The 20,663-nt window shown below is 59.3% G+C and carries 18 protein-coding genes and 5 pseudogenes; 8 read left to right on the top strand and 15 right to left on the bottom strand.

Going from position 1 to position 20,663, the window contains the following annotated elements; genetic code table 11:
• Positions 1–107 precede the first annotated feature (107 nt).
• Positions 108–5,117, top strand: a complete 5,010-nt coding sequence (locus G6P99_RS34035; RefSeq protein ID WP_246709690.1) for a Ulp1 family isopeptidase — start codon at positions 108–110, stop codon at positions 5,115–5,117.
• A 79-nt stretch (positions 5,118–5,196) separates the two neighbouring features.
• On the opposite strand, the pseudogene G6P99_RS34030 reads toward G6P99_RS34035, so the two are convergent.
• The 3 genes and pseudogenes from G6P99_RS34030 to G6P99_RS34020 all read right to left on the bottom strand — a co-directional run.
• A pseudogene (locus G6P99_RS34030) lies at positions 5,197–5,394 on the bottom strand (transposase); the annotation flags it as partial.
• Between the two features lie 500 nt (positions 5,395–5,894).
• On the bottom strand, positions 5,895–6,098 hold the full coding sequence (locus G6P99_RS34025) for a hypothetical protein (RefSeq protein WP_210292686.1): 204 nt from the start codon (positions 6,096–6,098) through the stop codon (positions 5,895–5,897).
• Positions 6,099–6,792: 694 nt separating this feature from the next.
• A complete protein-coding gene (locus G6P99_RS34020; protein WP_165125103.1) occupies positions 6,793–6,960 on the bottom strand; it encodes a hypothetical protein in 168 nt (55 codons plus the stop codon).
• A gap of 1,044 nt (positions 6,961–8,004) precedes the next feature.
• Between G6P99_RS34020 and G6P99_RS34015 the strand changes: the two genes are divergently transcribed.
• Together G6P99_RS34015 and G6P99_RS34010 are read left to right on the top strand one after the other, a co-directional pair.
• Positions 8,005–8,208, top strand: coding sequence for a hypothetical protein (locus G6P99_RS34015; RefSeq protein ID WP_165125100.1), 204 nt, complete (start codon positions 8,005–8,007; stop codon positions 8,206–8,208).
• Between the two features lie 263 nt (positions 8,209–8,471).
• Positions 8,472–8,717 carry a DUF6894 family protein gene (locus G6P99_RS34010; RefSeq protein WP_029085258.1) on the top strand — a complete coding sequence of 82 codons (246 nt, stop codon included), beginning with the start codon at positions 8,472–8,474 and terminating at the stop codon, positions 8,715–8,717.
• Positions 8,718–8,769: 52 nt separating this feature from the next.
• On the opposite strand, the gene G6P99_RS34005 is transcribed toward G6P99_RS34010, so the two are convergent.
• The 5 genes and pseudogenes from G6P99_RS34005 to G6P99_RS33985 all read right to left on the bottom strand — a co-directional run.
• Complete coding sequence (locus G6P99_RS34005) at positions 8,770–9,015, bottom strand: DUF768 domain-containing protein (RefSeq protein WP_029085257.1); 246 nt, start codon at positions 9,013–9,015, stop codon at positions 8,770–8,772.
• Positions 9,016–9,100: 85 nt separating this feature from the next.
• The gene (locus G6P99_RS34000; RefSeq protein WP_165125097.1) at positions 9,101–9,532 is read right to left on the bottom strand and encodes a hypothetical protein; all 432 of its coding nucleotides are present in this window, start codon (positions 9,530–9,532) and stop codon (positions 9,101–9,103) included.
• 513 nt (positions 9,533–10,045) lie between these two features.
• Positions 10,046–10,237 (bottom strand): hypothetical protein, encoded by a 192-nt coding sequence (locus G6P99_RS33995; RefSeq protein WP_165125094.1) that lies wholly within the window; start codon positions 10,235–10,237, stop codon positions 10,046–10,048.
• A gap of 434 nt (positions 10,238–10,671) precedes the next feature.
• Positions 10,672–10,794, bottom strand: a complete 123-nt coding sequence (locus G6P99_RS33990; RefSeq protein ID WP_256434709.1) for a hypothetical protein — start codon at positions 10,792–10,794, stop codon at positions 10,672–10,674.
• 1,330 nt (positions 10,795–12,124) lie between these two features.
• Positions 12,125–13,132, bottom strand: a pseudogene (locus G6P99_RS33985) (IS1380 family transposase); the annotation flags it as partial.
• A 137-nt stretch (positions 13,133–13,269) separates the two neighbouring features.
• Between G6P99_RS33985 and G6P99_RS33980 the strand changes: the two are divergent.
• Entirely contained in the window at positions 13,270–13,872 is a 603-nt protein-coding gene (locus G6P99_RS33980) for a hypothetical protein (protein ID WP_205751526.1), read from the top strand.
• A complete protein-coding gene (locus G6P99_RS33975) occupies positions 13,824–14,294 on the top strand; it encodes a hypothetical protein (RefSeq protein WP_205751525.1) in 471 nt (156 codons plus the stop codon). Before G6P99_RS33980 ends, G6P99_RS33975 begins: the two co-directional genes overlap by 49 nt.
• Positions 14,295–14,456: 162 nt before the next feature.
• Here the strand turns inward: G6P99_RS33975 and G6P99_RS33970 are convergent, their stop codons facing one another.
• From G6P99_RS33970 to G6P99_RS33960, 3 genes are all read right to left on the bottom strand, one after another.
• Complete coding sequence (locus tag G6P99_RS33970) at positions 14,457–15,401, bottom strand: helix-turn-helix domain-containing protein (RefSeq protein WP_165125091.1); 945 nt, start codon at positions 15,399–15,401, stop codon at positions 14,457–14,459.
• On the bottom strand, positions 15,394–16,125 hold the full coding sequence (locus tag G6P99_RS33965) for a hypothetical protein (protein WP_165125088.1): 732 nt from the start codon (positions 16,123–16,125) through the stop codon (positions 15,394–15,396). The genes G6P99_RS33970 and G6P99_RS33965 overlap by 8 nt, the downstream gene beginning before the upstream one ends.
• Positions 16,126–16,441: 316 nt before the next feature.
• Entirely contained in the window at positions 16,442–16,744 is a 303-nt protein-coding gene (locus tag G6P99_RS33960) for a hypothetical protein (RefSeq protein WP_165125085.1), read from the bottom strand.
• Between the two features lie 114 nt (positions 16,745–16,858).
• Here G6P99_RS33960 and G6P99_RS33955 point away from each other — a divergent pair.
• The 3 pseudogenes from G6P99_RS33955 to G6P99_RS33945 all read left to right on the top strand — a co-directional run.
• Positions 16,859–17,056, top strand: a pseudogene (locus G6P99_RS33955) (transposase); the annotation flags it as partial.
• A pseudogene (locus G6P99_RS33950) lies at positions 17,056–17,295 on the top strand (tyrosine-type recombinase/integrase); the annotation flags it as partial. The pseudogenes G6P99_RS33955 and G6P99_RS33950, both read left to right, overlap by 1 nt.
• A 9-nt stretch (positions 17,296–17,304) precedes the next feature.
• Positions 17,305–18,081: pseudogene (locus tag G6P99_RS33945) on the top strand (IS91 family transposase); the annotation flags it as partial.
• Here the strand turns inward: G6P99_RS33945 and G6P99_RS33940 are convergent.
• From G6P99_RS33940 to G6P99_RS33925, 4 genes are all read right to left on the bottom strand, one after another.
• A complete protein-coding gene (locus tag G6P99_RS33940; protein WP_156928727.1) occupies positions 18,078–18,395 on the bottom strand; it encodes a hypothetical protein in 318 nt (105 codons plus the stop codon). The pseudogene G6P99_RS33945 and the gene G6P99_RS33940 sit on opposite strands and share 4 nt — an antisense overlap.
• Before the next feature lie 119 nt (positions 18,396–18,514).
• Positions 18,515–19,930 carry a tyrosine-type recombinase/integrase gene (locus G6P99_RS33935; protein WP_165125079.1) on the bottom strand — a complete coding sequence of 472 codons (1,416 nt, stop codon included), beginning with the start codon at positions 19,928–19,930 and terminating at the stop codon, positions 18,515–18,517.
• A gap of 11 nt (positions 19,931–19,941) precedes the next feature.
• Positions 19,942–20,337, bottom strand: a complete 396-nt coding sequence (locus G6P99_RS33930; RefSeq protein ID WP_035977338.1) for a DUF3085 domain-containing protein — start codon at positions 20,335–20,337, stop codon at positions 19,942–19,944.
• Entirely contained in the window at positions 20,330–20,653 is a 324-nt protein-coding gene (locus G6P99_RS33925) for a hypothetical protein (RefSeq protein WP_029082603.1), read from the bottom strand. The genes G6P99_RS33930 and G6P99_RS33925 overlap by 8 nt, the downstream gene beginning before the upstream one ends.
• Between the last annotated feature and the right edge of the window lie 10 nt (positions 20,654–20,663).

Here is a 20,663-nt window from a genome sequence, read left to right as displayed (position 1 = left end):
GCCGATGCTCACGGTGCGTGCCTGTCGAGGGCTGTAAAGGGTGGTTTGTTGCCGATTCCCAGCATGTCAGATCGAAGGCTCGGTTCATATTTTGAAAGGGAGAAGGGATGGATTTCCCCTCGATCAAGTGGGTGCGTGAACAATCGGACAGCACGGGCCCGCAAGAGAGTTCACCCGCGGCGCCGTCCGCAGATGCGGCGACCTTTGAGCGGCAACTGAGCGAGATCGCCAATTCAAGTGGAGGTGGTGGAGCAATGCCCGCCGCCTCGGCGCTGCAGCCGGCTCAGTCAGCTGGGGTTTTGATAGGGCGGAGCAAGCAGCCTCTTTATTCCGAGGACGCTCGCCTTATTTCGGGGCTTGAGGAGGTCCTCCTCCGCAATGGCAACGCCGCCTACAAAACCGCCTCCAGCTATGTAGGTTCTCTTCGCAGCTTCGGCCGCTGGCTCTTCGAAAATAACAAAGATCCGATTGCTGCTCGGCTCGACGACCAGTCGCTGACCGATGATGCGCGCGAGGCCATCGAAAAGGGTCATAACAGGAGACTCCGTCCGGCAATAGACCATCTCCGGACCGTCCAGTCGACGGGCGAAGTCGCGCCGATCACAGGCCGCGCTGAGCTAAATCCTCACCCTCAGGACGTGGCTCTCATCAAAGAGTACAAAAACGAAGCAGCGACAAGGACCAGCAAGATTTATGCAGGTTTTCTTCGCAGTTTCAGTGACTACCTGCGTGAAAACAACAAGAAGGGCATTGCTGCTCGGCTTTCCGGCAACACGTTGGATGAAGATGTTAAGCGCTATAGGAAGGACGCCGGGGGTAATCGGCGTATCGGTGCCGCGCTGGCCGATCTCCGAAAATCGCAGGCCGGCGCTAAAGCGATGGAGTTCGAGCGCCATATTTCCCCCGTTCCTGATCTCGAAGACGCGGTACTGATGGAGCCGTGGCGCGTCGGCGACGCCGCTGCGCAGCACAGCGCGTCGCAGGACGCGGGCAGTCGGCCATTGGTCCTCCCGGAAGGCTACGATCAGGATTTGCTTTGGGAGCTGATGGACGAACCCGGCCCGTCGTCATCTCTCGAGCCAGCCGCGCGCCATGACCAGTCATCGGATCATCCCGGAGAGACCATTCGTCCCTTGAACTGGGGCTACGACCGCCAGCCGTTCCTGGACAAGCCGATGGCTGCACTTGCCAGGAGCAACCTCCTGCCAAGCGAGGAGGTCCTCATCAACGATGAGCATGACACAGCTGAGTTGCGGCCAGCGAAGAGGCCGAGGACCCTAGACAATCTGCACGGCCTTGCCGGCGAGCGGCAGCTGAGCGAGATCGCCAATTCAAATGGAGGTGGTGGAGCAATGCCGGCCGCCTCGGCGCTGCAGCCGGCTCAGTCAGCTGGGGTTTTGATAGGGCGGAGCATGGAGCCTCTTTATTCCGAGGACGCTCGCCTTATTTCGGGGCTTGAGGAGGCCCTCCGCAATGGCAACGCCGCCAACCAAACCGCCTACGGCTATGTATATTCTCTTCGCAGCTTCAGCCGCTGGCTCTTCGCAAATAACAAAGATCCGATTGCTGCTCGGCTCGACGACCAGTCGCTGACCGATGATGCGCGCGAGGCCATCGAAAAGGGTCATCACAGGAACCTCCGTCCGGCAATAGGCCATCTCCGGACCGTCCAGTCGACGGGCGGAGTCGCGCCGATCACAGGCCGCGCTGACCTAAATCCTCACCCCCAGGACGTGGCTCTCATCAAAGAGTACAAAAACGAAGCAGCGACAAGGACCAGCAAGATTTATGCAGGTTTTCTTCGCAGTTTCAGTGACTACCTGCGTGAAAACAACAAGAAGGGCATTGCTGCTCGGCTTTCCGGCAACACGTTGAATGAAGATGTTAAGCGCTATAGGGACGCCGGGGGTAATCGGAATATCGGTGCCGCACTGGCTGATCTCCGAAAATCGCAGGCCGGCGCTAAAGCGATGGAGTTCGAGCGCCATATTTCCCCCGTTCCTGATCTCGAAGACGCGGTACTGATGGAGCCGTGGCGCGTCGGCGACGCCGCTGCGCAGCACAGCGCGTCGCAGGACGCGGGCAGTCGGCCATTGGTCCTCCCGGAAGGCTACGATCAGGATTTGCTTTGGGAGCTGATGGACGAACCCGGCCCGTCGTCATCTCTCGAGCCAGCCGCGCGCCATGACCAGTCATCGGATCATCCCGGAGAGACCATTCGTCCCTTGAACTGGGGCTACGACCGCCAGCCGTTCCTGGACAAGCCGATGGCTGCACTTGCCAGGAGCAACCTCCTGCCAAGCGAGGAGGTCCTCATCAACGATGAGCATGACACAGCTGAGTTGAGGCCAGCGAAGAGGCCGAGGACCCTAGACAATCTGCACGGCCTTGCCGGCGAGCGGCAGCTGAGCGAGATCGCCAATTCAAATGGAGGTGGTGGAGCAATGCCGGCCGCCTCGGCGCTGCAGCCGGCTCAGTCAGCTGGGGTTTTGATAGGGCGGAGCATGGAGCCTCTTTATTCCGAGGACGCTCGCCTTATTTCGGGGCTTGAGGAGGCCCTCCGCAATGGCAACGCCGCCAACCAAACCGCCTACGCCTATGTAAGTTCTCTTCGCAGCTTTGGCCGCTGGCTCTTCGCAAATAACAAAGATCCGATTGCTGCTCGGCTCGACGACCAGTCGCTGACCGATGATGCGCGCGAGGCCATCGAAAAGGGTCATAACAGGAGACTCCGTCCGGCAATAGACCATCTCCGGACCTTCCAGTCGACGGGCGGAGTCGGGCCGATCACAGGCCGCGCTGAGCTAAATCCTCCCCCCCAGGACGTGGCTCTCATCGAAGAGTACAAAAACGAAGCAGCGACAGGGACCAGCAAGACGTATGCAGTTGCTCTACGCCGTTTCAGTGACTACCTGCGTGAAAACAACAAGAAGGGCATTGCTGGTCGGCTTTCCGGCAACACGTTGGATGAAGATGTTAAGCGCTATAGGAAGGACGCCGGGGGTAATCGGCGTATCGGTGCCGCGCTGGCCGATCTCCGAAAATCGCAGGCCGGCGCTAAAGCGATGGAGTTCGAGCGCCATATTTCCCCCGTTCCTGATCCCGAAGACGCGGCACTGATGGAGCCGATGCCCGTCGGCGGCGCCGCTGCGCAGCACAGCGCGTCGCAGGACGCGGGCAGTTGGCCAAAGGAGCGGCTTCCTGCAGAAGGCTACGATCAGGATTTGCTTTTGGGGCTGATGGACGAACCCGGCCCGTCGTCATCTCTCGAGCCAGCCGCGCGCCATGACCAGTCATCGGATCCCGGAGAGACCATTCGTCCCTTGAACTGGGGCTACGACCACCGCCAGCCGTTCCTGGACGAGCCGATGGCTGCACTTGCCAGGAGCAACCTCCTGCCAAGCGAGGAGGTCCTCATCAACGATGAGCATGACACAGCTGAGTTGCGGCCAGCGAAGAGGCCGAGGACCCTAGACAATCTGCACGGCCTTGCCGGCGAGCGGCAGCTGAGCGAGATCGCCAATTCAGGCGGTCGCCTGCTGACGTCGGTGGCCCCCACCCATCAACAGGGTGCATCGCCATGGCAGGCGCAGCCGATGATGCAGGCGAGCGGGCACGAAGATGCCACGGCGCCGCATGCGGTCGCGACGTACGTCGGAGGCGCCCCTGCGCACAGCGCGCCGCAGGGAGGTTACGATCAGGATCTGCGTTTGATGGTGGAAGACGGCCCACCGTGGTCCGGGGTTCCCCCTGAGCAGGCGCAGGAGATAGTCCAAGCTCGAGAGCAGGAACCGGCCAGGTCCACCTCAACCTGGTCGCCGCAGATGCCGCTCAACTTTGATTGGAGTATGTGGCCGACCCTGGAAGCAGCGTCAGCGCACTCTGCCAGGGCTCCTTCAGACATCGAAGGCGGTCTTGAGGCAGCGGTTCATCCGAATCCGCCCGCACCGTTCGAGTTGCGTGACAATGCTTGGAGCCCGGCGCCTGACTTTCCGCCGCCGTTTGCCGGGCCAGTACCGGGTCATCACCAGGGCGCTCGACAGCCCGGCTCGCCGCAGGGGCTTTCTCCGGCGCCAGCCTTCTCGGATGATGAAGCTTTGGCGTGGTTGCGCGAGGAGCTGGCGCTGCGGCAGATGCAAGAACCGGCCTCACCATCAACCAGCAGGGCTCGCTCAGACACCTACGGCGGTCTTGAGTCTTTTGTTGATCTGGATGCGCCCACGTCGTCCGAATCACGCGACGATGCTCACTTTGCGCCCGCGCCCTCTGCCAGGGCTCGCTCAGACACCTACGGCGGTCTTGAGTCTTTTGTTGATCTGGATGCGGCCACGCCGTCCGAGTTGCGCGACGATGCTCACTTTGCGCCGGCGCCCGCTGCCGGGGCTCGCTCAGACACCTACCGTGGTTTTCCATTGGTTGATCTGACTGCGGCCACGCCGTCCGAATCACGCGACGATGCTAATTCTGTACGGCCGTTTCCGAGCACCTCCGCTGATGCTCAGATCGGGGCTTTAGGTCCGACAGCCTCGTCCCACGGCCGCGGGCTGATGCTCGAGGACACGGAATGGCTGGGCGACGAGCATATCGACAGGGATTACCGGCTCCAGGAGCAGGATTTGCAGAGGAACCATCCGGATCTCGCCGCCCGGACGCGGTTCGTGAATCCCCTCATCGTCCTAAATTATCTGCGCTCTAACGACGATGGCTTCGTGCGAACCGAATTCCAGCGCATCGTCTACGATAATGGTAACGATACAGCCGACTTCCTGTTCCTGCCCGTGATTAATGCCGATCCTCAAGATCCTAATAGTCTCGGCAACCATTGGTCGCTGCTGTTCGTTGATCGCAGAGACCGTGGGCGGCCGGTCGCCTATCACTACGATTCCTACGGGGGACTCAACCACAAGGATGCAGAACATCTCGCAGGTCGGCTGGACCTCCGCCTGGAGCCAGCCGGCATGGCCCGGCAGCGGAACGGGTATGATTGCGGCGTCTTCGTGGTGGACGGCACGCGGGCGCTGGTTAGGCAATTGGAGCAAGGACGGGAACCAGACCTGCTGAACCTCAGCAACCTCGTTGCCAATCGGCAGGCACTGCAGAACCGACTCAGGGGCTGATGTCGCCATGGGCGGATAGCTCAGGCTGGAGCGGCTCACGCCGACGGCCTGGGCCCCCGGGCACGAAGGACCGGAACCAGCGCAGCGTCGCGAACTCGGCTGTGGCCAATTCCCGGGCTTTGGGAATCGCGTCGCGCACGGTCAGCATCAGCCAATAAGCGGCGGTGTGGAGAACGAGGCGGACTTGATTGGCGAGCGCCGAACGGCAGCTGGTGCGATCGGAGGCGAGCTGTGTCTTATGCAGCTTGATCAGATTCTCGGCTTGGCCGCGCGCGCACCCATTGCTCTTACCGAGGAGAGCGTGATGTCTAAAGAAAATGACGCGGAGGGCGTCCAAGATCAGGGCGGAAAGCACGGCGGTCAGGCCGGTATGCCGAAGTCTACGCCACGCCCGCGCACAACCGAGAGGGATAGGGATGTGGTGCCAAAAGGGCAGAGCGGTCCTGAGGAGCGTCAAGATTAAAAGAACCATCACGCGTACCGACCGCGATTCGATCGCCTCGAACATCGTCCTGCTCAGCGTGATAGGCGTTCAAGTGCGCCGGCATTTGAGCTGTTCGCCGATCGTTCCGCGACGGCTGCCGGGGTGGCTCGCGCTTAAGGCCCAGTAGCCAATGTCGAATTTGAGCCGGCTAAGTTTTAACCCACCGGGGCGCCGCTTTTTTGCCGCGCCTCGTTCGCTGTGCCCAACTCTGTTCATAGACCTTAGTAGGTAACACAGCTGTCATCTGTTCGCGGTCCGTTTCAGATTTTGCTGCGGACCGGTATCCGATATGACTATACCGCCTTCATGGCGCCGGTCAGGTCGTCAGTCAGCATCTGCATCAGTTGTTGGGCCTGGTCCTTGGTTAGCTTCTCGGCGAATGGGCCATTTTTCTTTGGCTGCGCTGGCCCCTTGAGTTCCCGATCATAAACCATCCAGTCGTCACCGCTTCCTCTCCGAACGAGGAACCTGTTTTGTTGGAGCGCTGTGTAATGCAACGATACCTCCCAAAATGAGCGGTCACCGGTCTCAAAAATACACACCTGATGACCGTTTGTTCCCGAACCGGGACATTGAAATTCCCAGCAGCTAATCATCAGCACAATTCATGCCGCGCCCCCTTAATTCGGGTGGCGCTTGGTCGGCATGGCGCACAATTTCTTAAGCTGGAGAGCTGACGGATGGCTGCTAATATATTGCCGAAATGTGCGTGCTTGAGGACGTCTACCAGTCGGCGCTTCGCGGTAGGCCGCCTCAGGGACACGTACACTATTTATCAGAGAGGCACAGCGGCGGTGTCGTTTGTCGCCCTGATCGCCAGCGTGGCGTGGCTAATGCTCGGATGAGAGGACTTTCGGCTTCGCCAAACGGCGTGTACCGCTCTGAGGCCGGTTTTTTAATCGATCACGATTTTGTTTTGGCAGATCAAATTTCAACTTCGGAGTGGAGGTTGTGTCATGGGCAGTGACAGTCTCCTTGGAAGCATCTGCATCGTATTGTTGGGGCTGAGCCCACTCGTTGTCATCGGCATCGCAATGTATGGGCAGTAAATCGGCATTGGCCCACATGCACCAACGGGCCGGTAGAAGGCCCCAGCAGCCAGCCTCCCTCAATGCACAGGCCCCTATGGTTGCTGGGGTAGCTTAACGATCAAATTTGACGGAAGACGAAGGCCGCCTCAGTTGGGGCATCTCACGCGAGCAAGTCGCTCCCCGCGTGCAGGATCTTCACGTAGGTCCCGCTCTCGTGCTTCTCCAGCCAGCCATGCTCGATGGCATATTTGAGGCCGGCGCTGTATTCGGCCGGCGATGCGCCGTCCTTGTCGACGCCTCTGCATTTGTCGAGGTGAAATACATGCATATCACCGCGCGGCCTTCGGCATTTATCGGTGACTGCGAGTTCGGTAGCGCTCCCCCCAATGAGTACAGGCCCTAAGTGCGGCACCGGGTTTCCCCCGCCAGACCCAAGCTATCGAGCTTTCCGGTCTCAGGGCAACGGATCAAAATGTCGGGCATGAGCAACCAATTCAAAAAAAAAACGGCCCCAGCGAGGGGGGCAAGCTGGAGCCGAGTTGGGCATCCCGGCGTCGCCGCGAGAGACGGCACCGGACGCGTTGACAACCCGCGGCGCGCTGCGCTCGTTCCTATGCGCGTCAACCTTACCCCTTCGCCAACTGGACGCTGTACTGAACGTTCCTAATTCCACTCGAGCCGCAATCAGTTCTGCTCAGAACGTTTTTCAATGCAGCGTTTCCGCCGCGGCTTCGTCGACCGCAGCCATGGCCGGACGAGCTGCGGCTGTCCGATCTCGAGCCGCGCTTCACCTGCACAGCTTGCGGCAAGCGAGGCTCGATCATTCGTTCGGTTGATGCGCCCCCGAGGATGGGCACCGGTTAATGGGAGTCGCTAGCAATCGCGGCATGAGGCGATGGCGGCCGGGGCTGGAAAATCTATGCCTCGAACCGCATATTTGGCGGATGACCGCGAGGGACCATTTCAAGGCTTACTTAAAGTGCCCGCGTTGTGGGCTTACCGGCGTTGCCAACTTGGCCGAACTTGATGAGCCGGGCCAGACAACCATGGTGGAGCAGCTTCCACGAGGCTTTAAAGTCGTGAATCAGCCTAGCAATCTCGCTAGCATCGATCTGTTTTGCGAACGATGCGACGTGTCAGCAATCACCTCAGACAATAGACCAAATGACTAGCCATCCCGGGCGTCCGAGGAATCGATCCCATCCAATTCGCGACACCGCGGCGGGGACACGTAGCCGTGACGAAGTTCCTTTGGAACTGCAGCCAAGGGGCGTACGTTAGCCTTTATCACCGCCCGGATCAGTGGCTTTTATCGGTGATGAGACCGCCCCGTTAGCGCTCCCGCCTTCCTCGAACAGGAAAGGAGCGCCCCATGGTCATCAAGCGGCGGCGTTTCAAACAAGACCAATCCCTTCAAGAACGTCTGTGTGACGAAGGACAGCGCCTGCGGGCGATGGCCACCGAACTGCCTGTTGGCGCGGCCAAGGAGGCGGCGCTCGAAAAGGCCCGGCAGATGGAAACCGCCTCACATGTAGACGAATGGCTTTCCTCCGCTGGCTCGCAGAGTTCGAAGTGAAGCGGACGAACCAGCGTCCCATCATCGGAGACGTTGTAAGTCCCGACATTAAGCCCCGGGAACTGTTCGCTCTCGACCTTGCCGACGATGAAACCGCGAGGATGGTGGCTCGAAAAATCGCCGCTGCGACCGGGCGGCGCGTGACACTTCGGGATGCTGACATGATAGCGATAGAGACGGTTCCAGCCCCTAAAAGGCATTAGCCTCGCGTCAGGAACCTGTTCTGCCTGCCTGCTTTGACAAGTAAAGCAGTGAGGCGAAGCATGACGCGCTATTATTTTGATCTGCGCGACGGTGAGGAGTTGGCCCCCGATGAGGAGGGCCTGGAACTCAACAGCATGCAGGCCGCGCAAATGGAGGCTGCTAAGTCGGTGGCGGATATGGTACGTGACACCGTGTATCAGTCTCAGCGCGTACACAACCACCGCATGGCGATAGAGGTCCGAGACGACAAGGGCCCTGTGATGCAGCTCAAGTTCACCTTCGAGATCGAAAAGAAGTTGCAGTAAGCTCGCAACCCAGAGTCGCCTCAGTTGGCGGCCTTGGCCTTGCCACAAGCGTCTAGGTAGGCTTACGCCGTTCGCTCTCAGCTCTATTCGCCGCCTTTAGCTGGCTTGCGATGTAGTCGGAGATATCGCCGATCTCAGCCTGCAGGTCCGCTTCCGGGATACCTTGTTCCTTGGCAGCATCGATGAGGCGCCGGCTCAGCTCAGCCACATCCTGCGACGCGCCGTTAGTCCGATATTGTTCGACAGCGTGAACGCTATTCTCGATCCAGAAATCGATAAACTCGCGCGCCTTGCTCATCGTGCATCCTCTCCGCCAACCCCCAAGACCAGCGTTAGCGCCGGTGAGCAAACGCAGCAAGGCCAGCAGACCCGACGTTCGGCAGTCAGCCAGAGACGCCTTTGGCGAAATTGATCACTTCGCCCCAGTCTAGCCGGGTATCGACCCAACCAACCTTGCCGCACGCGGTGCACTTGAGGTGCGCCGAGATATCGGACCAGTCCCAATCCGGAAGATCGGCGAGTTTCAGCCGGCCGTTGGGGTGATCGCAAGCGACACCAAAACGGTCTTGAAGCCGGCGTTTCGATCGACAGGACCGGACCAGTAGCGGAGGAAGTGAGCGGGCTTGCGGCGCCAGGGCATCGCGCATTGATTCCGCAGCTGCGGAGCGCACGCAAATTATCAAGACATTGGGGCAGGAAACGGCGCTAAGCTTTGACGCGCCGGCGGGCATGACCGGCATCTGTTCGTTCCGCGTTGGCACCAAGATCGACCCGCGCGCCGTCTCGGTGAATTGGGTGCGGGAGGGAAACGCCATCGCCGTGTCGCGGCAGGCTCGCAAAGAGGCAGGCGAGCGGCCCGGTGCAGCGACGGCCTAACCGCGCTTGAACGGGCGGCGGCACATTGGCACGAGACGCTGACGCCGCACGATATAGCGATCTCGCGCGCGCAGGACGCGGTCCAGAAACTCGACGCATTCATGGATTCGCTCAAAGGCACCGGGCGGCTGCAGGAATTCAACCGTGTCTATCGCGCGCAACGGGCGGGCCACTGAGGGCCGCCCGATCCAATTGAGCGAACGTGACCCCGGTCCCGGCTCGCTCTAACCAATGTGCGGCCGGGGTATAGAGCATGATCGGCCGCATCGTTCGCACCCCGAAACCTTTCCGGGGCGGGGGACGGACAAGGGCATGGTCTCCGGTCCCGTTTTTTAAGACAGCTCTTTTGGGCGGGATCGGGGATCATCTCCCCCAAACTACGACCCGTTCAAGCCGGGGGGCCTCCGGAAGAACCTTTTGCGTAATGCCCTCAATGTCTATGCAGCCGATGCTCAGCCGTATCGGGCCTTGAGCAGATAGGCGCGCAAGTCTTCATCGTATCGATACGCGGCAAGATCAGGCAGGCGATCACCCGAGATTGCCAGCTCGTCTGATGTGATGATGGTCTTACGTCCAAGGTGCGCGATCTCGATGCGCTTGTAGGGTGAGGTGTGCCCGACAGGCACGGCTTCGCGATGGATCATGGCATGTCCCCGTACTGATCTCTGATCGGATAGGACCGGGGGTTTCGGTTTTCCTTTCTCCCGGTCCGCTGGCTCCCGGCCCCGTGGCCTCATCCAGCGCGGGGCCGGGGATGCTCTCAGTGGCGCAACTGAGGCGGCCTCATTGCTTTGTTATCTGGGTACGCGCCGGTTGATCGCATGCCCCACAGAAGAAGGTGTTACCGAATTCCAAGCGACTCACTTTAAAGCCCGCAGGAATGGCCTCCACCCTATAATCAAAGGCTCCCTTTTTGGCCTTCGAAAGACGGGCAGCCCCTGACATTCCACAGTTCGGGCATGAAACTAACTCGGTCCACTGATCGCTGCGTTGCATCGTGTAGACTCTTTCACTGGCGGACAAAGCACGCGGCGCGGCGGTTGTCTGATTGTAAAAGAGGTCGCCAACTGCGGCGGCCTCAGTGCACGATGAAGGCACCCGTAAGCATCACCGCGATAAGCAGAGTGCCGCCGAAAATAGCGATGCCAAGACTGACGCGTGCTGGGATTGAATATGAATCGTAATGGGGTTGTTCGATCATGCCACGCTCCCTTGTCTCTGGGCGGGGAGCGCGAACGCTCTCAGTCACCGGCAGACGCCGTTACAGGGCGGTGATGGCCGGAGGTTGGAACAGCCGACGTTCCAAGGCTGGTCAATATTGCTCACGTGCCAAAAGAAATTGACGTGTCGTTAGCGAATTGGGGCGTTCCCGGATTCAAATTGGGAAAAATTGAACCAAGCCTGATACCGTGGAAAAAGGCCGCCAACTGGGGCGGCCTTCGACTTCTGTCAGATTGTGCATATTGCCCGGAGGGAACAAAGACGTTCGTATGCGTGGGGCGATCATCATAACAGCAGTCGTATTGGCGTTCGCGTTGGCTTTGTCGCGTGGGCGCCAGACCGATACGGATATCCTGCCTACGCAGCCGCTGCCTGCGGTGATCGCGCCTGACAAATAGTGCCACCCAACTGAGGCGGCCGGAAAACTTCAACTGCAGCCGAAGATCAAAGGATGTATCTGCCCGGCCTGCAATGGAACGGGCTTCCCGAAATTGTGGCGGGGTTCTGGGCTGGAATGTTGACTACCAACGGCGCATCTTTCGATCATGTCAAAGCCGAACGTCACAGAAGCAGATTTGATGCGCGCCCGGGAGATTCATAACGCCTTGCGGCCCTTCCAAGGGATGGGCGGGGCGAGCCCGAACCGCATCATAAGTGCAATCGCCCGAGGCATCTCCGAGGGGCGTGAGCAAGGACTGGAACTAGCGAAGAAGGCTGCGGAATGACCGCCCCCACTACCCAACTGAGGCGGCCTCGCTTCACATAAAAACGCCGCCCGCTTAAATGTATCGCGGGCGGCGGCTTCCCGCCCCGGGTGGGTTTGCAAAACCCCGGTAAGGCACGAATTGCATATCCTCATCGTGGGGTCTGAGCAAAATTGCTCACTTTTCCTCTCTTGCAGGGGAGCGCTCGACTACATCGTAAAGATGACAATTAGGATCAGCACGGAAAGTGCGATTGAGGCGCAACCGGCTATCGTTATCCCGTCCCATTTCATGGGGTGAACGCTGAATCCTTTGTCGCGCCACTCGTTGATTTGGAAAGAACGAATAGCGTCCCACTCGCCAAATCAAAACAGGCCACTGTGCAGGAACGAATCCGGGTCAGGGAAATTGGACAATCGGGTGGATGAACTTTTCCCAGCCCCGTTCCATTCACCCTTAAAGTCCCAGCGCCTTCACGCCGGAGCGCTGGGATTTTCTATTTGCCACTCGCAGACGCGAAATAGGCCACCGAATCAAACAACGCCCCCAAGCTGAATAATGCTTGGTGGCGCTGAGGGGAGCGCTCAAACAGGAAAAGGCCCGCCGGCTGTCGTAGATCCACTCGGCCGAGCCGACATCGAGGCTGGTGACGACGAAACGGATGTCGAGGCCGAGCATCGTCGCCTCAATACGGGCGACGGTGCGTCGTTCGCGATCTCAGGACTTTGCCTTGTGGCGCGTCTCGGTATAGCCACGCAGACCCGGCAGGTTCTCGATGGCGCGTCGCGTGCGGATGTCGTCGGCGGCCTCGTCGACTTTTCTGGCGAGCGGCTTGGTGCCGGACAGACCGAAGATGTAGTCGATGCCGTTGGTCTCGCACCACGCCATTGCCTCCGGCCGAGCATAGCGCCTGTCGCCACGGAATGTAATTCGCGTGTTGTGCCACCGCGTCCGGATATGCCGTATCAGGCGGCGCAGATGGGCACGCACCTCGACGCCGCCCGGCGTCTTGCCGGGCCGCAGCACGACCGCCACGGGCCGGCTCTTCTCCGTGTCGTAGACGTGGATCGGCAGGAAGCAGCGTTCGTCATAATGAGCGTTGAACAGCGAGAGCTGCTGATGGCCGTGGACGACATCGCAGGTATCATCGATGTCGAGCGTGACGGATGCCGGCTCGCGCGGGTAGCTATCCATCCATGCGTCGACCAAAGTGTAGGTCAGTCGGATCACGTCGCGCAGGCGCGGAGCATTCTCCAGCCGCGACAGCGTCGGTTGGGAACACAGATCGCGACCCGTGTCCGGCAGCCGTCCGCAGGCCAGCTTGAATGCGGGATCGGACCGCAGATGATCGAGGTCGTCGGCGTCCTCGTAGCCGCAGCAGATCGCGAACATGCGCGCGCGGAACATATCGACAAGGCTGTGCACGACCCGCGTCGGATCGCGCCGATCCGGGAACACCCGGGCCAGATTGTCGGCCAAGCCGAGACGCCGCTCGGCCATCGCCAGAAGCATCACGCCCCCGTTCGAGGCCAGCCGACCGCCATCGAAGGCGGCTGTGACTTTCTTGGCGTGAACGGCTGGAAACGAGAAGGGCGGAATCGTATCGTCGGTCATGGCGGGCGTGGTGTTCGCGGCTGAAGGTGATGGGGTTGGCTTTGCAACCAAATCCTACGCCGCATTAGCGCTTTACACCACGCTCGCCAGCCTCTCAGGCGCACTCTGACGAATAAGGCGGGCTAGAGGAAAGTGTAATGAGTTCGCGCAACGTTTCTCTCGACGATCGCGGACAATTCCGCCATCTTACAACCAGCAATGGAATGTCGGTGGGGGGTCTAGTGGTTGACCAAAAGAAGCTCGCTAAATTGCGTCAGCTGATAACTGAGGGTTTACGTGTCCAGTTGGGGCACGAGGCCATTACTTACATTAACGTCGGGCACGCGATGGAGGATATTAGCGCAAGGCAAAATCACACCGTCTTTGCTCGGCGCGGTTGTGGAAAGACGCTATTGCTTCATGATTCTGCGAAGCAGCTTCCGCCAGAGATCAAAGCAATCTATCTGAATTGTGAGGATTTCAAACAGCACACATTTCCAAATGTCCTGATCGAAATCCTGTCGTCCTTGTTCGAAGAAATCGATTCCCATCTTTCCGGTTGGTTCGGTAGGAAGAGGAGAACCAAGGAAATCATCAAGAGTATCCGCGCCAAACTGGCGACGATGCACCAGTCACCAGATGTTCAAGAGGAAGATATCAGACAGACGACTGCTAATGAGAATGCGTTGAATAGTGAGTTGGAAAAGACGAGGTGCGCGTTCTCAGTAGATCGAATCTGGAGCGGCGAATTGAGGAGCTAAAGCAAGATTCGCAAATCGACGAACAAAACGTCTTGATTGCCGGTATCTATGTTTTAAGGGAGTTCTGCTTAGCAAAAAAAACGAACATCTTTCTAATACCCGAGCAACTGCTCCAGCAGGACGAGAACTGGAGAACGCTTTTCAGCCGCCTCGTTGACTATCGCATCATCCATCAAGCCGGAAGCGCTCTCACGCACAAATCACAGACAGGAAACTTCCAAGCATTTGCGATCGATATTGGCTGCTACGCCCATTTCAGAAAGATGGAGGCCCGCTTCAACGAGATCGACGTTTCGAAGGCTACTGCAAAGGATCAAATGCGTTCCGCTCCGGTGTTGGGCTTGAGTGACCTCCAAACACTATTTAAGACAGTACCAGAAAACGCCGAGGCCGTTTTGAAAACGATACCGGAGGATGACTGATAACGTCGGCAAATCAGCCATCGCTCCTCCCTCAATAAATAGGCACAGTCAAGCTCGGCCGTGTGCCGCAAGCTGGTCGAACGCGGTCGAGACGGTGGTACCAGCACGGGACGTAATGGTTATCTCGAAGAGACTCATCGGCGCAAAGATTGGAAGTTCTTTCTATCGCAGAAGTTGATGGATACGATCCTGAAGAGTCCCATCGGGCGCCGGTCCAATCTGGCGAGTGGCGTCGTAAGGTTTAATCGCGGCTTCCTCGACCTTCTCCGCATCCGGTACCAAATGTTCCAGCGCGCGAAGGGCGTCAAGCCCGGGTTGAAGGGTGAAAAGGAAGCGTTGCGCGACCTGCCGAACGAGCCTCGCGTTTGCCGGGTTGCCAGTTAGACCATCGGCAATGTCGCGGATATCCCGTCGCAGCGCAGCTAAGCTGTTATAGAATTGAACCAGACGCAACGGGGCATCTTTGCCCAGTAACCCCAGCTCGCCCGAGGCGTTGGCAAATATCGTTGGTTCTGCCGGTGCAAAGCTCCGCAGTTCATGTTTTTCCAAGGTAGTGCCTTGCGCACTCGCTGGCCAATACTGACGCCACTTGTTCTCCGAATCGAAGCAGCATCTCGCGACTAGATCGGCCAGCTCAGCGTGAAGCGCACGCGCAAGGTCAGGCATAGTGGACCTCCGGAGGACGTCTCGTATTTCATAATCCTCCATCGGCACGGCATGGAGTTCAAAGCGCTTGTAGTATTTCTTGTCCGGGGCTTGGTGAGGGCCGGTCAAGGTCGGCTCGACGGAAACGACAAATCCGTGGCCTTTGTCGCTCAACGGAATCCGCTGAACGCTCACGCGGTCAATGCGAGGCTGGATTTTGGAGTTCAGGATTTGGATAATCCACTCTCGCGTGATCTTGTCATCCACCACACCATCATCGACCTTGGCTGGCTTGCAGGTCTTCTTGTCCTCTTCAATTCCATAAACGATCTGCCCTCCGGCCGAGTTGGCCATAGCTGACACATCTTTGCACAGCTCGTGTACGTCCTTACTGTTTCGCGATAGCGCGGGCGATGCCTTGTATTCGAGGGTAAGTGTTTCTTCGATCCGCGCATCAACCATCTTCTGGAAGTCGGCGCGATCGTTGCGCCTTGCAAACGTCAGCGCTCGGATACATTTTCTTGGTCGTCTCTTTGACCTTTTCCCAGTTTAGGTGGCAGGTTTGTCCAACAATTACTTGAGCGAGGCGCAGATTTTTGTCGAAATCAAGAAAATGCAGATGTCCTTCCTGTTTCGCATCGGAAAGCGCTACGATCCGGCGAAATTCATCCTCGTATTTCCAACTTGAGAATTTCGTCGTCAGCAATTGATCGATGAGAGCTTCGCTTGGGCTCGCCAAATGAGCGGAGTTGATTTTCCCTTGAAGCCGATCCGTCATGTAGTCAATCTGCCGCAGCATCCCCCTCGGGATATCAACTCCGAGACAAATGCCTCGATTGCGATCACCGTAATGCGCCCAGAGTGCGGGATCAGTCCAATCAGTGCTGAAGCATATCAACCCTAATGTCGCGTCGAGCCGATCTTTCAGGTCGAGAAGCTGCCGCTTCACAACGTGGCCCAAAGCACCATGACACAGTACCTCAAATGGATCATTGAGCGTCGATAGTCGTGAGACCTTGATTCGGCCAAAGACAATGTTGCTCAGCCCATATTCGGCTGAGGTCAAATAGTAGACTCGCCGATACTCTATTGGCGGAGGCGGGACAACAGCAGCGCTCCCGGCGTGCTTACTGTATCCCGCGTCGATCCAGAGCTGACGAAATTGCTCGTTGTAATGGCGCGCCATGGCTGGTCACAAAAGAATGGGTCTTTGCACAACTCATCGGGCTAACCGTATACCCTAAAGTGTCGCGCCGCACAGGCCCACTAGCTTGGTCGCGTGCTATGCTTGTGCGCTGCTTCAGCGCTCTCCCGGCCACCAGATTCGAAGGTGGAAGGTGCGTTGCTAGCTAAATGACGCCATGAAGGGCGGACGGAAGCTCTACGCCAAAACCGAAAAGGCGACTTTCGGCTATGTAGGCACTCGTTGCTTGTATACAAGTGATCCTCAAAAAACAGCCAACGCATCTCGGTGCATCTTCAAGGCAACCGTAAATGGGGTGTTAAAAGTGCATTACGAAGATCAACGGAACCTCGAATCGCGCGCAAAGCAATTCGAATTGCGATCGGTTGACGACGAGCAGATCGAGAACGCCATTTTGCTTTTCGTGAAGGATTATTTGCATTGATGAAGGTCCGCCCCTTTCGCTCCTCGAACTGGAGGCCATGAGCACCTTCAGGACTCCGACGAGCTGTTGCATGCGCTTGACTAAACAACCTCTGTTGCTGACGAGGTTGGCGCATTTGATGCCCTGGACCTCGGCCGACGCCTCGTAGAGGCGCTGTCGATCGATCGCCTTGCGCATCTGCCGATTAAGCCCGGGGGGCGGAGGCTGTCGGTCAGGGCGACAACCTTCACCGACATCTGCTGCCCGAAACGTAGCACCAGGTCGTGACCTGCCACTGCGTATTTCCTCCAGATGGAGTTAGAGTCCGGCCTGACGAAGGACGGACAGAAGAAGCGAGCAAGGTTTACGGAAGAGCAGATTATCGCGGTGCTGAAGGAGCATGAGGCTGGCGCAAAGACGGCCGACCTGGCTCGCAAGCATGGAATCTCCGAGGCGACGATCTACAATTGGAAGGCCAAATTCGGCGGCATGGAGGTCTCTGAGGCCAAGCCTGCCGGGCCGCCCGCCGCCGCGCTCGGATTGCCAAGCCGATCACTGTCCACACTCTCCGGCACTCGTTTGCGACCCATCTTCTGGAAAGCGGGATCGACATCCGCATCATTCAGGTGTTGCTCGGACATACCGACCTCGGATCGACCGCGCGCTACGCACAGGTTGCGACCAATCTGCTCGCCCGCACAACCAGCCCGTTCGATGGGCTCTCCATCACGGTGATCCCACCCGACTGAGCTGCGCATATGCGCCCCGTGCTTGAGGTGGCGGACATCTTCCGCCGCCACGGCGCCGCGTTTCGTGCCGCGCAGGACTCTCGGCTTTCATCCGACCAGCGCCGTGTGATGGCGGCCATCGAGGCGTGCCGCACAACAGCGCTCGGGGGCCATGTCGAGCGGTGCGACGACTGCGGCCTGGTTCGCGTGGCCTACAACAGCTGTCGCGATCGGCACTGTCCAAAGTGCCAAGCCCTCGCACGCGCCCAATGGCTCGCTGATCGCCAATCCGACCTGCTGCCGGTCCCCTATTTCCACGTCATCTTCACCGTGCCGGCGCCCGTGGCCGCCATCGCGCTGCAGAACAAGGCGGTGGTCTACGACATCCTGCTCAAAACGGCAGCCGAGACGATACGTCTCATCAGCGCCGACCCGAAGCATCTCGGTGCCGAGACCGGGATGATCGCGATTCTCCATACCTGGGGCCAGACCCTGACGCATCATCCGCATGCACATTGCCTCGTGCCGGGCGGGCGGGATCGCCCCTGATGGAAGCTGGGTCCATCGTCGCCCCGGCTTCTTCCTTCCCGTTCGTGTCCTGTCACGATTGTATCGTCGGCTATTCCTGGAGCGCCTGCAGGCGGCGTTCGTAGCACCAAGCTTCAGTTCTTCGGCCACCTTGGTCACCTCGCCGAACCGGCGGCATTCGACCACCATCTCAACGCCCTCCGCAAGCTCGAGTGGGTCGTCTATGCCAAGCGTCCCTTCGGCGGACCAGAACAGGTTTTGGCCTATCTCGGGCGCTACGCGATCTGATGGCGCTTGGCATGCCTTGGCTTCAAGCGAGGCCCACTGGCCTTATCTGGCTTGATCTGGGGCTCTTCAGCCATGATCGCATGCTGCACAGCTGGGGCTGGAGCCCGCCAGCGATCATCGAAGGCCTGCGGCAGCGGCAGGCGATCCGAGCGAGCCAGCACCGGAATTGGCGGCGGCGGATCAGCAGCCGCAGGCGCTGGTGAGGAAATTTGGCCGGTATGTACAAGAACAGCGGCGACCGTCCACGCGCACCACAGGGCTCCTGAAGCGATGGCCAGCTTGATCGGAAAAATCGGCTGCAGCATCGGGTGCATTCTCGCACCTCGCTGCAGAACCCGATGCCAACAAATAACTCGCCCCGGATCAACCGGAGCGAGGCCTTATCAGCTAACGTTTTTAGCTATGTCACTTTCCGCATATTCGCTCAGGCCGCGCGCTTCATCTCCTCTTGCGCCTGCACGGGCTCGGCGACGATGCGCCTGATCTCATCGGCGAGCAGCTGCAAGGCCTCGCGCTTCTCGGCGATGCGGGGGTCCTGATCGTAATGCTTGCCGGTGATCGGCGAGACATCGCCATGCTCGTCGCTCTTGATAGTGTGGTCGAGACAGAGCGAGATAATCGAGCGCGGCACCTTGATGTTGCCCATCAGGCTGGCAGCGGTGCGCCGCAGATCATGCGGCGTGAAGGGCTTCAGCCCGAGCATGCGGCAGATGCCTTCGCTCTGGATCACCACCTTTCCCTTTACCAGCTTGGTCTTGCCGCGCAGCGCGCAGGCCATCGCCTTGCGGTTCAGCGGCTCGGTGCCGAAGCGGCCCGCGAACAGCCATGGGTAATTGCCCATCGCTTCCTTCGCGATCTCGACCGCCAGATCGCTCAGCGGCTGATGTATTTCGCGGCCCTTCTTCACGCGCTCCTCGGGGATCACCACCAGCGGCAGCTTGCTGGCCAAGCCATCGCGGCCCAGCTCATCGCGATGGATGTGCAGCATCTCGACCGAGCGCAGCATCGAGGCCAGCGCGAACTTCAGCGCGAGGCAGATGCGGCGATCAATCGGCATGTCCGGTCGGTCCAGGCCATGCCAGAGAATCCTGATCTCGTCAGGGCTCAGCTTGCGCTTGCGCGGCTCCTCCTGCGGCAGCGGCGGCAAATTCACGCAGGGGCTGGTGCTGACATACTTGCGGCCAGCTTCAGCCGCCCAGTTGAACAGCCCCGAGACAGCCTTACGCATATGCCGCGCGCTGGAGACCGAGCCCTTCTTGGCGGCCTTGCCCTTCCGGATGATCAGCGTGCCCGCGAGGATGTCGGCCTGCAGCTGCGCGATATCATCGTTGGTAACCTCGCGCGCCACCATCGAGCCGAGCCGAGGCCGCACGAAGCGATTGAGATGGCTGGCCATGTTCGACCAGTCTTTCATGCGCGGCTTTCTCTTGATGATGACGCCGTCCTCGGTATGGCGGCGCACCTCGATCTCCTCGCTGATCCATGCAATGCGCTGATCGATCAGCTGGCCGACCGTCAGCTGCTGCTTGGCCTGCCGGTCATGCGCCTGCCGCGCGGCCTGCGCGATGTCCTCGCCGTTGCCGATCCTGATCTTCAGCTTCATGGCTTCCCTGCGCCAATAGGCTACGTCGCGCGCTGGGCTGCCTTCACCCCCTTTCTGATAGATGCCCAGCCATTGGGTGGCGCGCTGCTTGGTGATCCGGCAAGTGTATTTGAGCGAGAAGGTCGGCGGCGCGGTGGGGCTCAGGCTGACGTACAGGCCCGAGCATTCCGCGTCGTAAATCTTTTCGCGCTTCTTCACTTCGCCGATGCAGTCCTTGTTGGTGATGTTCTGCGGCATGGTGATGCTCCTCAATGCTTGCGGCTAGGAAGCTGCTGCAGCTCCAGCGAGTCGGCGGTTAGGGTGATGATGATCTCTTGCGCGCCTTGCTCGATCTGCTGCTTGATCTCGGCGGCCCATAGCAGGGCCTCGCCGAAGTCATCGTCGCCAACCAAATCGCGGCTGGTGTCGTACCAATCGCTGTCGATCTTCGGATTGCAGCCCAGCGCGTGGGCTACATAGGAGCGCTCGCCTTCCGCGATATCGCGCGGCTCGCCATTGCTCATCAGATAGACGCCCTCGTCATGCACCAGCAAGATCGAGGGCTCGGTGACCGGGCCGGTGAAGGCCGCGCACTGCTTCGGCGCAGCGAGCGTGTGCTCGACTACGCGCAGCACATCGGCGGCTTTGAAGATCAGGTTAGACATTGGGTGATGCTCCGCTCGCCATTAGAGCGCGGATAAATTTGCCGCCGCCCTTCTTGGTGTTCCAGCCGATGTTGCGTTCCTTGCGATGCTCCCACTCCATCGTCGCAGCCTCAAAGCGCGTGAGATTCTCGGCTAGAACCGTGAAGATGAAACCGGACGGAATGCGCCTGCTGTCCCTGTGCTCCTTCTGGCGGCTCTTACGATGGGTGATACCGACATAGCCTTGCGTAAAGGGATCGGTGTGCTCTGGGAGGTGGAGCCAGTACACGCCGTGTATCCGTTTCCCGTCCGATGGCTTTGGATTTTGAATCGTCATGGGTGATGGT

This window comes from Bradyrhizobium sp. 6(2017) (genome assembly GCF_011058295.2).
GTDB classification, from domain to species: Bacteria; Pseudomonadota; Alphaproteobacteria; order Rhizobiales; family Xanthobacteraceae; genus Bradyrhizobium; species Bradyrhizobium septentrionale.
This window is presented reverse-complemented; position numbering and strand designations above follow the sequence as displayed.

Excerpts from the sequence above, each read along its gene's own strand:
- G6P99_RS34035 (WP_246709690.1), top strand. The coding sequence starts at position 108 with ATGGATTTCCCCTCGATCAAGTGGGTGCGTGAACAATCGGACAGCACG.
- G6P99_RS34020 (WP_165125103.1), bottom strand. The coding sequence starts at position 6,960 with ATGCATGTATTTCACCTCGACAAATGCAGAGGCGTCGACAAGGACGGC.
- G6P99_RS34015 (WP_165125100.1), top strand. The coding sequence starts at position 8,005 with ATGGTCATCAAGCGGCGGCGTTTCAAACAAGACCAATCCCTTCAAGAA.
- G6P99_RS34010 (WP_029085258.1), top strand. The coding sequence starts at position 8,472 with ATGACGCGCTATTATTTTGATCTGCGCGACGGTGAGGAGTTGGCCCCC.
- G6P99_RS34005 (WP_029085257.1), bottom strand. The coding sequence starts at position 9,015 with ATGAGCAAGGCGCGCGAGTTTATCGATTTCTGGATCGAGAATAGCGTT.
- G6P99_RS34000 (WP_165125097.1), bottom strand. The coding sequence starts at position 9,532 with ATGGCGTTTCCCTCCCGCACCCAATTCACCGAGACGGCGCGCGGGTCG.
- G6P99_RS33995 (WP_165125094.1), bottom strand. The coding sequence starts at position 10,237 with ATGATCCATCGCGAAGCCGTGCCTGTCGGGCACACCTCACCCTACAAG.
- G6P99_RS33990 (WP_256434709.1), bottom strand. The coding sequence starts at position 10,794 with ATGATCGAACAACCCCATTACGATTCATATTCAATCCCAGCACGCGTC.
- G6P99_RS33980 (WP_205751526.1), top strand. The coding sequence starts at position 13,270 with ATGAGTTCGCGCAACGTTTCTCTCGACGATCGCGGACAATTCCGCCAT.
- G6P99_RS33970 (WP_165125091.1), bottom strand. The coding sequence starts at position 15,401 with ATGGTTGATGCGCGGATCGAAGAAACACTTACCCTCGAATACAAGGCA.
- G6P99_RS33965 (WP_165125088.1), bottom strand. The coding sequence starts at position 16,125 with ATGGCGCGCCATTACAACGAGCAATTTCGTCAGCTCTGGATCGACGCG.
- G6P99_RS33960 (WP_165125085.1), bottom strand. The coding sequence starts at position 16,744 with ATGCGCAAGGCGATCGATCGACAGCGCCTCTACGAGGCGTCGGCCGAG.
- G6P99_RS33940 (WP_156928727.1), bottom strand. The coding sequence starts at position 18,395 with ATGCTGCAGCCGATTTTTCCGATCAAGCTGGCCATCGCTTCAGGAGCC.
- G6P99_RS33935 (WP_165125079.1), bottom strand. The coding sequence starts at position 19,930 with ATGCCGCAGAACATCACCAACAAGGACTGCATCGGCGAAGTGAAGAAG.
- G6P99_RS33930 (WP_035977338.1), bottom strand. The coding sequence starts at position 20,337 with ATGTCTAACCTGATCTTCAAAGCCGCCGATGTGCTGCGCGTAGTCGAG.
- G6P99_RS33925 (WP_029082603.1), bottom strand. The coding sequence starts at position 20,653 with ATGACGATTCAAAATCCAAAGCCATCGGACGGGAAACGGATACACGGC.